Raw genomic sequence first — 12,051 nt, forward strand, 5'->3', positions numbered from 1 at the left:
GTGCCGTTCGTGGTGACCACCCGGGTGATCGCCGGAATCGTCGCGGTGGCACCGGCCTTCGTGGTCGCGCTGATCCTGAGCTACCTGTCCTGCGAGATCATCGTCACCCAGATCCACGGCACTCCGTCGGGCACCTACGACCACTACTTCGACCAATTCGTCCTGAGCTGGGACGTTGTCGCCGCCACGATCAAAGTGATGATCTTCGCGGTGGCCGTCGTGCTGATCCACAGCTTCCAGGGCTATTTCGCCACCGGCGGGCCCGAGGGGGTCGGCGTCGGTTCCGGCCGCGCCATCCGGGCCAGCCTGGTCTCGATCATCGCCCTGGACATGTTCGCCACCATCGCGCTGTGGGGCTTCCAGTCTCCGATCTCGTTCACCGGGTGATGTGATGCCTGCCTATGCCCTTCCCGGCACCGAAGTCGGCCCCCGCCGGGCCCGTGTCCTCGGGGTGTGCGCGGTCGCGCTCACCGCGGTGCTCCTACTGGCCTGGCGGATGGCCCCGGAAGAACGCGCGTCCGATGAGATCCGGATCGGGCTGGTGACCAGCAGCGTCGGCGCCGGGGTGGAATCCGGTACCGAGGTCAGGCTCGACGGTGTGAAGGTCGGATCGGTGCGCTCGATCAGCACCACCGGCCCGGGACGCAAAACCATCGAGCTGACGCTGAACCGGTCGCAGCTGTTCGGCCTCAGCGACGCCCTCGCTGTCGACTACGCCCCCGACAACCTCTTCGGCATCACCGCGCTGCAACTGCGTTCACAATCGGGCGGCAACTCCCTGATCGACGGAGCGACGGTGGACCTGACCGGCCCGGAAGCCGGCCGGGTCCGCGACGCCACCCTCGCGGCGCTGCTGAAATCCACCGGCCTGCTGACCGATTCGGTGCTCACCCCCGACCTGGCGGAACTGCTCAGCACCCTGTCCCGCGATGTCGGCGCCTTCACGCCGCTGCTGCAGGCGATCGGCGCGACGACCCGGGCCTACGTCGAGACCCGGCAACTCGCCCCGTCCTTCCTGCTCGACCAGTACGGTTCGGCGCTGGCGGGGTTGCCGCCCATGATCACCGGCGGGCTGGACGTACTGGAAGCCGCCTACACCAACCAGTACTTCCGCGACCCGGACAACCTGGCCCGCTTCAAAGAGATGTTCGGCGGTATCCAGAACCAGTTGCTGCCCGTGGTCACCCAGACCTTCACCACCGCGCGCCCGCATTTCGCCGGGCTGCTCCCGGTCGCCACCACGGTCCTGGATCAGATCCCCCGCGCCGTGGGCGATCCGGCCCGCTCCGGAACACAACTGACCGAACTGCTGGACCGGCTCGCGCGCGCGTTCCGCGACACCCCGTCCGGACCGGTCCTCGACGCCGAGGTGCGATTCGATCTCGTCCCCGGCCTGGCCGGACCGCTGTCGTCGATACTTCCCGCACCGAAGGAGGGCCGGTGATGACGACCCGTGCGTTGTTCGCGCGTGTGGCCGTGGCGACGGTGGTGATGGCGATCGCCTTGGCCGGGGTGTTCCAGCTGGTCCAGCGACCGGTCGACGGTGACACCGAGACCTACACCGCGCTGTTCACCGATGCCAACGGGTTACGCGTCGGCGACGATGTGCGGATCTACGGCGTGCAGGTCGGCAAGGTGGCCGAACTCGAATTGGACGGCGTGCTGGCGCGGGCCCGTTTCACCGTGCAGACCGGGCATCCGGTGTTCACCAACAGCACGGTCGCCATCCGATATCAGAACCTCACCGGGTTCCGGTATCTGGATATCGCGCAACCCGAACGTCCCGAGGCGCAGCGCGACCCGTCCTCGGTCTTCGAGACCTCCCAGACCACACCCGCATTCGATGTGACCGCGCTGTTCAACGGGCTGCAACCCGTGCTCGCGCAGCTCTCACCGGGTGAGCTCAACCAGTTCACCGAGAGCATGCTGGCCGTCCTCGAGGGCAACGGCGCCGGTATCGGGCCCGCACTCGACGCCATCGACCGGCTGAGCCGCTACGCCACCGACCGTCAAGCGGTGCTGTCGACGCTGGTCGGCAATCTGTCGCGGATGGCGACCACGCTCGGCGGCAAATCGGGAAACGCCGTGCAGATGCTGACCAACCTCACAAACCTGTTCACCGCCATCGGCGACAAGCTGCCCGGGCTGGTCGAGTTCTCGCTGGCCATTCCACCGGTGATCCAGCCCATCCGCAATATCCTGGAGATTCTCGGTATCTCCGGTGAACCCGGCCGCGACCTCGACGCCGCCCTGCGCGCGGCCTTCCCCGACCCCGCCACGGCGACCGAGGTCTTCGACCGGCTGCCCGGGCTGATCCAATCCATCGCGGCCGCGGTACCGGCCACCGGGACCGAGGCCTGCTCACGCGGCGCGGCCGAAGCACCGGCGCCGCTCCAGGTACTCATCGCCGGCCAGGGGGTGGTGCTGTGCAATTCCTGAAACGACGGCCGCGACGCGAATCCGCGGCCCGCACACCCGATGATCGAACCGGTGACCTGCGCTGGGGTATCACCGGACTCTGCCTGGCGGTACTGCTGGCGGCCGGTATCGGGGTCGTCTACGTGCGGGGCACCGACTCCGCCCACACCTACAGCGCCGATATCGCCCAGGCCGGGTCGATCCGGCAGGGCGACGACGTACGCCTCGCCGGAATCCCGGTCGGCGAGGTGGCATCGCTGGATCTGCTGGCGGACCGGGTGCGCATGACGTTCACCGTGGACGACGACGTTTTCGTCGGGGACGGCACCTCGCTCAGCGTCCGGATGCTCACGGTGGTCGGCGGTTACTATCTCGCACTCGAACCCGCCGGTACGGAGCCGCTCGGCACCCAGGTGATCCCGCGCGAACGCGTCGAACTGCCCTACAACCTGACCGAAGTGTTCGAGGCCGCCATCGCGCCGGTCCGGGAAATCGACGGCGGGCTGCTGCGCCAGAATCTGGCGACGCTGGCGAGCTCGGCCGGCGACAGCCCCGAGGCCTTCCGGTCCGCGATCCGGGCGACCGGCGATCTGGTGGGGATCATGGACCGCCAGAACTCCGATATCTCGCGTGCCCTCGCCGTCGCCGACGAGTACCTGGGCGCCCTGAACGGGAGTTCCGATGTGCTGGTGCAGCTGCTGAACAACCTGGGGACGCTCGAATCGATCGTGCGCAACTACAAGACCCAGATCGCCCAGGCACTCAACGATGTCACCGCGGTGCTGCACGGTCTGTCCCCGCTGGGACGGAAATGGGACGAGACCTGGGCCGAACAGTCCCGCCCACTCGCCGACCTGATCCCGAAACTCGGTGAACTCGGCGGCCGTATGGGCACCCTGCTCGACTCCCTGCACGCACTGGGTCAGCGGCTGCTGCCGCTGGTCCCGCCCGAGGGCGGGATCACTGTGGACCGGTCCGGTGTATGCGTACCCGTACGAGGAGCCGGATGCTGATGCTCACCCGCGTACTCGGTTCTCGTGGTCTCATGTCGGCCGCGGTTCTGCTCACCCTCGTACTGCTGGCCGTGGTGGGTTTCACCCTGGTCCAACCGTCCCCCGAGACCCGCGCCTACTGCGCCGATATGCCCGACAGCATCGGGCTCTACGAGGGCAGCGCCGTCACGGTGCTGGGCGTGCGGGTCGGCGAAGTGACCGGCATCGAACCCCACGGCGGTGCGGCGCGGGTCCGGTTCGCGGTCCGCGCGGACCGCAAACTCCCACTCGATGTGGGCGCGGTGACCGTGAACGACACCGTCCTCGCCGACCGCAAACTCGCACTGGTCGGCGACGAACCGGCCGGCCCCGGCCGCGACTCCGCCGAATGCATCACCAGAACCCTCACCCCGCAGAGCCTTTCGCGGACCTTCGACGCGCTCGCGGGACTGGCCGACCAGCTCAACAGCGCGGACGATCCCGCACAGCGGGGCGCGGTCGGCGCCGGCCTCGGCGCGCTGAACGACGCGACTGCCGGAACCGGCGAGCAACTCAACACCCTCATCAACGACTTGGCCCGCGCGCTGGATTCGCCCCACGCCGCCGTCGATCACATCGGCAAACTGATCGACGCCCTGACCGCACTCGTCCACCGCGCTCGTAACGGCTGGTCCACTGTGGAAGCGGTGGTCACCGAACTACCGCAGACCTTCAACGACATCGTGACCATCGCCTTCCCGCCGATCATCCAGCTCGTCGACGACCTCGCCTCCGTCCTTCCGCAGCTCAACGACGTGATACGAACATTCGGCACCCCCGCGGTGCGTGCCCTGGATTCGATTCCGGACCTGCCCGGGCTGCTCGCCGCCGGTGTCGGGTCACTCGCCGGGCTCATCGAGATGACCCCGGCGCTCGCCGCCGGTTTCGCCCGGTCGGCCGACCCGGCCACCGGGCAGACCGTGCTCGGTTACGCGCCACCGGCGGTCGCGCTGCCCGCACCCGATACCGCCCGGATCTGCGCCGGGCTGCAGGCGATCACCGGGCAACCGTGCCCGGTGTCGGCGTCGGGCGCGGTCCGGATGCCGCTACCATCTCTGCTGCTGGCGGCGGTGAGCGCACGATGAGGTCGCTGTCGGTCCGGGTCCTGTTGGCCGGCCTCCTGTCGCTGCTGTTGACCGGCTGTTCCTTCCGGCCCGCGGAGATCCCCGTTCCCGGCGCCGGAGTCGAGGGCCCGACCTACCCGCTGCGGATCGAATTCGTCAATGTGCTGAACCTGCCCCAGGGCGCCAAAGTGATCGCCGACGGCGTCCGGGTGGGCCGGCTCGACGGAGTCACCGTGGTCGACGCGGGAGTCGCCGGTGGACGTCCGGGATTCGTGATCGCCGATATCTCCGTGCAGGACTCGGTGCACTTGCCGATCGGCACGAAAGCCGAACTGCGCCAGGAGACACCGCTGGGTGATGTGCACATCGCGCTCACCGAACCGGCGGATCCGGGCCCCGACCGGCTCCGCCCCGGTGCGACGATCCCGCTGGCCGACACCACCCAGCCGCCCCTGATCGAAGATATCCTCGCGTCGCTGTCGATATTCGTGGGCAGCGGTGCGGTCAACGACATCCAGGATCTGGTGCGCACCATGAACGGCGTCCTCCCGGAGGACCCGCGCGATACCGCCCGCCTCGCCGATACCGTCGGCGCCGACCTCACCGACCTCGCCGCGCACACCGGTTCTGTCGACCATGTGCTCGACGGGCTCGAATCCGTTGTCCAGCAGGGTGTGCTCGACAACGGCCCGGTGCTCGCGGAACTGCTCACGCCCTACGGCGTGCAACAGACCACCGACGCGATGAACGCCCAGATCGGGGTCATCTTCGTACTCACCTCACTCGGCCCCGTCGGCCCCGCCACCCAGTGGCTGGGCCCGCTGCTGGCCTCGCTGGAGTCGACCGTGCGCGCAGTGGTGCCGGTCCTGTTCGGGTCGGCGCCGCTGGACACCACCTCCCCCTCCAACCTGAAGAAGCTGGTGGATCTGTTGCACACCCGGGTCATTCCGTTCGCCGAAAACGGCCCGAAAGTGAACCTCTCCAAGGTGACGGTCGGCCCGTCGCCACTGTCACCGGACGAGCAGACCGCCCGCATCATCGACACCTTGCGCATGATCGGCGCGGTCCGATGAACATCCGCTCGATCACTTCGCTGTCCGCCATCGCCGCGGTGCTGGTGTTCGGCGTCGCCTATATGGGGATCGGTGTCCTCGATCTGGACCCGCGCCGCGACCACATCACCGTCGGCCTGCACCTGGACAGCTCCGGCGGTCTCGGCCCCGGAGCACCGGTGCTCCTGCACGGAATCCAGGTCGGGCGCACCGAATCCGTACGCAAGGAAGCCGCCGGTGTGTTCGTGCGGCTCGCGATCGACGACCGCTACCGGATCCCGGCCGCCGGCGATATCCACATCGAACAACTGTCCGCGCTCGGCGAACCCTATGTCGGATTCGCCCCGGACAGCGATACCGGGCCCTACCTCGAAGACGGACAGGACATCCCGGCGACCCGCGTCCGGCTGCCGGCCTCGATCACCGCGCTGTCCACCCGGCTGGTCGAACTGCTCGACCAGATCCATCCGGAGGTGATGGCCGGGCTGGTCGGCACCTTCGACCGCGCGCTCGACGGCACCGATGTCGCCATGCAGAGCCTGCAGCGCTCCACCTCCCTGCTGGCCGCCACCCTGCTCAGCAGATCGGCGTCGCTACGGCAGTTGTTCGACGATCTGCAAGCGCTCGGCGGTGATATCGACTGGATGGGTCCCTCGCTGGCCCAGGCGGGGCCGCTGTTCGGCGAGTTCGGCGTCACCTTGAGCGCCATCGTGGAGAACGGCTCCAAGCTCGTCGAGGCCCGCCCGCCCGCGGACTACTTCACCGGCGACGGCGTGCTGCCTTTCCTCGTGGAGGTGGAGGCGCTGCTGCGCAAGATCGGTCCCGGCCTGGCCCCGCTGGGCCCGATGCTGCAACCCGTCGTCACCGAGGCCGTGCAGCGCGCTCCCACCCTCGATATCGGCGCCCTGCTCGACCAGGCACTCGACAGCGTCGGCACCGACGGCACCCTGCGCTTCCGCATCGGCGCGAAATAGCACCCGGCTCCCGTTTCCGGAAAGGACGGACACATGAGCACCGCAACGGAACAGAAGAACCCCGAGGCCGGCACCGATCGGCCCACCCCGGCGGCAGCCCGGCCGCGCACGGTATCGATACGCCTCTCCACCGCGCTGATGGCCCTCGCGCTGACAGCCCTGCTGGTGGCGACCGTGACCCTGGCGATCCTCTACGCCTCGGCCCGCACCACCATCTCCGACTCCGAAACCCGAGCGGCCGACCAGCAGCACGCCGAGAAGATCGCCTCCGACTACGCGCTCGGCGCATCCGATATCGACTATCGCGACGTCAAAGGCTGGCTCACCCGTCTGAAGGCCGGTACCGCGCCACCGCTCGCGGCCAAGTTCGACGCCACCGCGCCGCAACTGGAACAGATCCTGCTCCCCCTGCAATGGACCTCGACGGCCACCCCGCTCTCGGCGGACGTGACCTCCGAATCCGGGGGAATCTTCAAGGTCAACGCCTACCTGACCGTCCACTCCACCAGCGTGCAGAACCCCGACGGCGCGGCCACCACCGTCACCTACTCGCTGACCATCGACCGCAACTCCGGCTGGCAGATCACCGAGGTGGGCGGGCTACAGAACGCGATCCCGGCGAAGTGACCGAGCCTCCCGCGGCACGGTGATGAAAGCCCGGGCCATGCCCCTTCTCCGAGCGGCTTCCGGAGTCCTCGCCGCTATCCGGGTTCGACGGAGCCCTACAGGTCGATCGCGGAGACGGATTTCGAGAAGTAATTCGTCACATAGATTCGGGATCCACCCGCGCCCGTCGTCACGCCGCGGATCATGCCGTGCCCCGTCCTGACCCGATCGACCACTTCTTGGCTGCGCAGGTCGATGATAGAAACGATATCCTCGGAGCCGAAATGAGCAACGAAGGCCCGGTCGCCGTCCTGACCGAGAGAAATACCGTACGGATTGGCATCCACCGGGATCCGGCTCACCACCTCCGGCGTGAAATGGAAATCTCCCGACTCCAGACGAGAAATATCCAGTACGACGACACTGCTTCCGAAGTATTCTGTCAAGTACAGCAGATTTCCGTCGGAGCCGACGGCCACTTGGACCGGAAAGCCGCTGTAGTTGATCCGGGAATCGTTCCTGACCAGGGGATCCAACACCTCGATCGTGCCATTCAAGGGCGCGGTCACGAAGATCGAAGTCCCCGCGGGATCGATGGCGATCCCGTACGGTGTGGCACCTATGCCGGCATGGATGTCCGAATCACCACCGAGATGGATCCGTTTCACAAAGCCCGAATCATTCTCGGCTACATAGATGTGTTCGTTGTCGGGATGCGCGGCGATTCCGTACAGCCCGGGAGTGACAGCGATCGTTCTTTCGACGCTGTTGCTGCGTGTATCGATCACACTGACCGTACCGGGCAAGAAATGAGAAATATAGATACGTGACCCATCCCGACTCGCCGCAGCGGAGTGGGGAGTTTCATCGACGTCGACGATTGTGGACTCGTATTCCATGATTACGATCATGCCACATCCTCCGGATCGAATACTTCATTCGACCTCCGGGGATTCACGCGTCACCGCCGGGCATATCGCACATGCGCGATCATTCCATTGCGCATACCAGCGGCAGGTACTCCTGATTCCACAGATAGGAAGCCGATACGGTTCGATCACTGTATCGGCATGCCGTTCTTCGACCAGTCTGTCGATCAGCCCGCAGCGGTGAGACGCCCAGTTCGCGCACAATGATTCAACACAGGGTTCAGCGAAACGGAAACGAATCCCGGTATCCCCGCGAGCTTCGGCTCGCTCGACGAAAAGATCCGATACCGGAATTACCGGAGTCACATGTTTCACGCGCCCGTCGGGACCGAGCACTCCGAGAAGGACAGCGCCTTCTCGGCATCTGCCGCTCGGGCACGACAAGCTTTCCGGCACCATGATTCGATCACATTTCGGAAGGTTTGATCACGATACCTCTCGTCGTCCCACCACTTCCGACGACAGGCGGCTTCCCGATCCGGAGAGAATCAGCCATATCGAGGTCGGCGAACTCGCCGAGTACCACTCGGCGTATCGAACCCTCCAGTCTCTCGGCGGTTTCTTCGTCGAGCACCAAGCCATCGATCCGAACTGTGAAGATCGTCTCCGGCTGATCTTTCGAAACCATTCGCTTCCTCCTTCGGTGGTGACCGCGTTCGATGTATTTCCGGTCCAGCGGATGAATGATGCCGGGTAGGCCGGTCACACGACGGCGCCGCCGGCTCGCGCACGCAGAATTTCCCGATCCAGCGTATTCGTCGACGTCAGCAAACCCGACCCCCTCAGTCGATCTTCTATGTATGCGTGCATAGGAGCAGCAACACCACATCGGACGCGGCCGTTCGAATCCCGCCACCGCTGCTCCGGCGTTGCCTCGGCAACGAAATACCCCGAGCAAGCACCGAAGAATTCGCAGTTCGCACAGGCTTGACCCACTCTGAGTCGCGACTGTATCAAGGCCCGTTCGAATCCGGGAGAACATCTCAGTAATTCGAACGGATCCCGGAAGATATTTCCGTGGCAGAGAGACGCATCGTAGGCGTCCCCATTGGAGTATACCGATCCATCGGTATCGATAATGAATACTGCCTCACTGCTCTCTTTGTCGTAATGCCGCAAAGGAGAACGCTGGACCCGCGCCAGCACGTTCGAGATATATGACTCGATCGGCTCGACCTTGATCGGCGACTCCGATTCGAACCAGCGATCGGTCACAGTTTTCAATGCCGCGACTATCTGCTCGGACGTCAACTCGAATTTTTCCTGCTGTCCCGCGAATCCGGTTCTGTAGATCGGAAGAAGCCGAAAGCTGACTCCGATATCCTCAAAGAATTCGTAAATTCTTTGCACATGAGGTGCGGTGTCCTGAGACAGCACGGTGATGCACCCGAACGGTAGACCGACGTCCAGCAGTTCCTGCATCAGCCGTAGCACCTTCGGCTGGCTGTCGACTCCCCGGCTGTTGATACGATTACCGCCGAACAGGTCGACGGAGACGCCTATCTCACCGAACATTTCGGACAGCTCCGGCATATCAGCCGGACGTACTGTCGTCAGATTGCTCTGAATGGAGTTATTGAACGGGAGGCCCAACGGATCGAGAACAGCATGTTGTATATCGATGATCCGCTTGTAGTATTCGAGCCCGAGGAGAAGCGGTTCGCCACCGTGCCATACGAAGTCGAGACGACGTGGCTGCGAGGCGAAATACCGACCGATATTTCTCAGCATCGCTTCGATATCCGGCAACGACATCGAAGACTTATCTGCAAGCCAAGGGTACTCGTAGCAGTAATTGCAGCGAAGGTTACAGAATTTTGAGACCTTTACAACGAATTCCGCATACAGCGGGGAGGTCGTCGAGCACTGCATACCGACCCACCTCCCTAAGCCGGTGAATCGCCACCGGATTGCAGACGAAGGAATGCCTCGTACACGCGCGAACGCCTGAGCATCTGTATGCGCTCCTGCGGCGATCCGGTCAGCTCTTCCTCCTCGTCCTCGTCGCCGCCCGACTTCGGCTTCGGGTTCGGCCTGCACTTCTCGTGGAATGTCGGCCCGTTGCCCGGGAATGAAACGACGATATCGCAGTAATTGTTCTTCTTCCGCGCCACAGGCAAGTCGGAGTCCACGCCGAGTTCACGATCAACTACCGCCATCCGAGACATGTACACCATGGTGCTCGGGTCCTCGTGCGGTCCGATGTACTCGTTGAAGGAGATCTTCGGACTCTCGGTGAAGAAATCGGCATACGTATTCGATTCCAGCATGAGCCGCGCGGCATACTCTTCCTCCTGAGCCATCGCGTGAATCCGCGAATACGCACTTCGGGAGAGTTGCTCAACCGGGACAACAGCGTGATGGCCCGGTTCGGTTTTCGAGGCGGGAGTCTCAGCCATGTCATTTGCCCTTCATGCCACGTGCATGGATTGGCCCAGCTTTACCGGATCGCAGAGTAGCGCGTGGGTCACGCCGAGCCCCTGCGCCACGCGCAACGAAATGAGCCTCACTTCGGCATCAGACCTCAGTGACCACTCGCACCTCGGAAACACGGGGCAGTGCCACGCCGATGAGGACCCGAATCAGCCGCGAGCCATATCGACGAACCGCGAGAGGTGCAGCTGGTGGGCGACGGTGATCGTCGCCGTCGGACCGTTACGGTGCTTGCCGAGGATCAGGTCCGCCTCACCGCCGCGCGGATCGTCACGTTCGAAGGCATCGGGACGGTGCAGCAGAATCACCATATCCGCATCCTGTTCCAAAGACCCGGATTCACGCAGGTCAGAGACCTGCGGACGTTTATCGGTGCGCTGTTCCGGACCACGGTTGAGCTGACTGATCGCGACCACCGGAACTTCCAGCTCCTTCGCCAGCAGCTTCAGATGCCGCGAGAACTCCGAGACCTCCTGCTGCCGTGATTCGACCTTCTTACCGGAGGTCATCAGCTGGAGGTAGTCCACCACAACCAATTTGAGGTCGTGGCGCTGTTTCAGCCTGCGCGCCTTGGCCCGGATCTCCATCATGGTGAGGTTCGGGGAATCGTCCACGAACAGCGGCGCTTCGCTGATCTCACTCATCCGGCGCGCGAGTTTGGTCCAGTCGTCGTCGCTCATCCGCCCCGACCGCATATCCCCGAGTTTGATCTTCGCCTCGGCCGACAGCAGGCGCATGACGATCTCGGTACGGCTCATCTCCAGCGAGAAGATCACGCTGGCCAGCCCGTTGCGAATCGAGCAACTGCGCATGAAATCCATACCCAGCGTGGAGTTGTGCGTGGGGACCATCGACCGGCCCGCCAGGTACATATGCGCGTCGTTGGCGACCTCGACGCAGCGCACCGGGACCGACTCGATCCTGCGCACATCGACGATGAACCGGGAACCGGTACGTGGCGATTTCCGGTCCGCGCGGCGCTGCTTGTGTAGCAGAACCTTCCGATGCAGACCGAACACCTGATGGTCGGTGCCGAAGTTGAGCGTGTAGGCGGTCGAGCGCTGTTCGCTCTGGCCGACTACCCGCTTCGTCGAGACACCGCAGCGATACCCGAGGCTCACCACGAGCTCCCGGACATCTGCGAACAGTCGCTCATCGGTGACCGAGAACTGCACGGAGCCACCATGGGTGACGGTGCCGTCGGTATCGAGCAGACCCGCGAGCAGGTCGCGACGCTGCCGTTCCGAAGCCCGAAGGTACTCCGGCGGAATATGTTTGGCGCCGAGGACACCGATCGTTCGCAGCCGCGCTTGTACACTGCCGACGGCATTGCGGCACGCCTGGCACAGCCGCAGGCCGATGGACCTCTCCCCGCAGTGTGGACAGGTCGGTGCCGCGACCGGCGCCGACACGAACCGCGCCCGGCCACCGCACGACCGGCCGCAGGTCCGGACTTCGCTGGTGAAGGGGGTGAACGGCCGTCCGCACACCACGCAGAGCCGCTCGGCCACCGGGGCATCCTCCGGAAGTCGCAATTGATAGCG

Annotated in this window: 13 protein-coding genes; 8 read left to right on the forward strand and 5 right to left on the reverse strand. The window is 64.9% G+C overall.

What is annotated here, in order from left to right:
- The 8 genes from ACWDU1_RS20330 to ACWDU1_RS20365 form a co-directional block, all read left to right on the forward strand.
- Nucleotides 1-387 (forward strand): ABC transporter permease (locus ACWDU1_RS20330; RefSeq protein WP_450000546.1); only part of this gene is annotated, 387 nt, incomplete at its 5' end.
- Nucleotides 388-391: 4 nt separating this feature from the next.
- Nucleotides 392-1,444 carry an MlaD family protein gene (locus tag ACWDU1_RS20335; RefSeq protein WP_450000548.1) on the forward strand — a complete coding sequence of 351 codons (1,053 nt, stop codon included), beginning with the start codon at nt 392-394 and terminating at the stop codon, nt 1,442-1,444.
- Nucleotides 1,444-2,439: an MlaD family protein gene (locus ACWDU1_RS20340; protein WP_450000550.1), complete on the forward strand. Its 996-nt coding sequence runs from the start codon at nt 1,444-1,446 to the stop codon at nt 2,437-2,439. The genes ACWDU1_RS20335 and ACWDU1_RS20340 overlap by 1 nt, the downstream gene beginning before the upstream one ends.
- A complete protein-coding gene (locus tag ACWDU1_RS20345) occupies nt 2,427-3,431 on the forward strand; it encodes an MlaD family protein (RefSeq protein WP_450000552.1) in 1,005 nt (334 codons plus the stop codon). Before ACWDU1_RS20340 ends, ACWDU1_RS20345 begins: the two co-directional genes overlap by 13 nt.
- The gene (locus tag ACWDU1_RS20350) at nt 3,425-4,534 is read left to right on the forward strand and encodes an MlaD family protein (protein WP_450000553.1); all 1,110 of its coding nucleotides are present in this window, start codon (nt 3,425-3,427) and stop codon (nt 4,532-4,534) included. The genes ACWDU1_RS20345 and ACWDU1_RS20350 overlap by 7 nt, the downstream gene beginning before the upstream one ends.
- Nucleotides 4,531-5,586 carry an MlaD family protein gene (locus tag ACWDU1_RS20355; RefSeq protein ID WP_450000555.1) on the forward strand — a complete coding sequence of 352 codons (1,056 nt, stop codon included), beginning with the start codon at nt 4,531-4,533 and terminating at the stop codon, nt 5,584-5,586. Before ACWDU1_RS20350 ends, ACWDU1_RS20355 begins: the two co-directional genes overlap by 4 nt.
- Nucleotides 5,583-6,539: an MlaD family protein gene (locus tag ACWDU1_RS20360; RefSeq protein ID WP_450000557.1), complete on the forward strand. Its 957-nt coding sequence runs from the start codon at nt 5,583-5,585 to the stop codon at nt 6,537-6,539. The genes ACWDU1_RS20355 and ACWDU1_RS20360 overlap by 4 nt, the downstream gene beginning before the upstream one ends.
- 33 nt (nt 6,540-6,572) lie before the next feature.
- On the forward strand, nt 6,573-7,166 hold the full coding sequence (locus ACWDU1_RS20365) for a hypothetical protein (RefSeq protein WP_450000559.1): 594 nt from the start codon (nt 6,573-6,575) through the stop codon (nt 7,164-7,166).
- Between the two features lie 95 nt (nt 7,167-7,261).
- On the opposite strand, the gene ACWDU1_RS20370 is transcribed toward ACWDU1_RS20365, so the two are convergent.
- The 5 genes from ACWDU1_RS20370 to ACWDU1_RS20390 form a co-directional block, all read right to left on the reverse strand.
- Entirely contained in the window at nt 7,262-8,044 is a 783-nt protein-coding gene (locus ACWDU1_RS20370) for a hypothetical protein (protein WP_450000560.1), read from the reverse strand.
- Between the two features lie 436 nt (nt 8,045-8,480).
- On the reverse strand, nt 8,481-8,702 hold the full coding sequence (locus ACWDU1_RS20375) for a hypothetical protein (protein WP_450000562.1): 222 nt from the start codon (nt 8,700-8,702) through the stop codon (nt 8,481-8,483).
- Between the two features lie 74 nt (nt 8,703-8,776).
- The gene (locus tag ACWDU1_RS20380; protein WP_450000564.1) at nt 8,777-9,946 is read right to left on the reverse strand and encodes a radical SAM protein; all 1,170 of its coding nucleotides are present in this window, start codon (nt 9,944-9,946) and stop codon (nt 8,777-8,779) included.
- A 14-nt stretch (nt 9,947-9,960) separates the two neighbouring features.
- Nucleotides 9,961-10,377, reverse strand: coding sequence for a hypothetical protein (locus tag ACWDU1_RS20385; protein ID WP_450000566.1), 417 nt, complete (start codon nt 10,375-10,377; stop codon nt 9,961-9,963).
- A gap of 279 nt (nt 10,378-10,656) precedes the next feature.
- Nucleotides 10,657-12,051 (reverse strand): DnaB-like helicase C-terminal domain-containing protein (locus tag ACWDU1_RS20390; RefSeq protein WP_450000567.1); only part of this gene is annotated, 1,395 nt, incomplete at its 5' end.

This window comes from Nocardia sp. NPDC003345 (assembly GCF_053589395.1).

Excerpts from the sequence above, each read along its gene's own strand:
- ACWDU1_RS20335 (WP_450000548.1), top strand. The coding sequence starts at position 392 with ATGCCTGCCTATGCCCTTCCCGGCACCGAAGTCGGCCCCCGCCGGGCC.
- ACWDU1_RS20340 (WP_450000550.1), top strand. The coding sequence starts at position 1,444 with ATGACGACCCGTGCGTTGTTCGCGCGTGTGGCCGTGGCGACGGTGGTG.
- ACWDU1_RS20350 (WP_450000553.1), top strand. The coding sequence starts at position 3,425 with ATGCTGATGCTCACCCGCGTACTCGGTTCTCGTGGTCTCATGTCGGCC.
- ACWDU1_RS20355 (WP_450000555.1), top strand. The coding sequence starts at position 4,531 with ATGAGGTCGCTGTCGGTCCGGGTCCTGTTGGCCGGCCTCCTGTCGCTG.
- ACWDU1_RS20360 (WP_450000557.1), top strand. The coding sequence starts at position 5,583 with ATGAACATCCGCTCGATCACTTCGCTGTCCGCCATCGCCGCGGTGCTG.
- ACWDU1_RS20365 (WP_450000559.1), top strand. The coding sequence starts at position 6,573 with ATGAGCACCGCAACGGAACAGAAGAACCCCGAGGCCGGCACCGATCGG.
- ACWDU1_RS20370 (WP_450000560.1), bottom strand. The coding sequence starts at position 8,044 with ATGGAATACGAGTCCACAATCGTCGACGTCGATGAAACTCCCCACTCC.
- ACWDU1_RS20375 (WP_450000562.1), bottom strand. The coding sequence starts at position 8,702 with ATGGTTTCGAAAGATCAGCCGGAGACGATCTTCACAGTTCGGATCGAT.
- ACWDU1_RS20380 (WP_450000564.1), bottom strand. The coding sequence starts at position 9,946 with ATGCAGTGCTCGACGACCTCCCCGCTGTATGCGGAATTCGTTGTAAAG.
- ACWDU1_RS20385 (WP_450000566.1), bottom strand. The coding sequence starts at position 10,377 with ATGGCTCAGGAGGAAGAGTATGCCGCGCGGCTCATGCTGGAATCGAAT.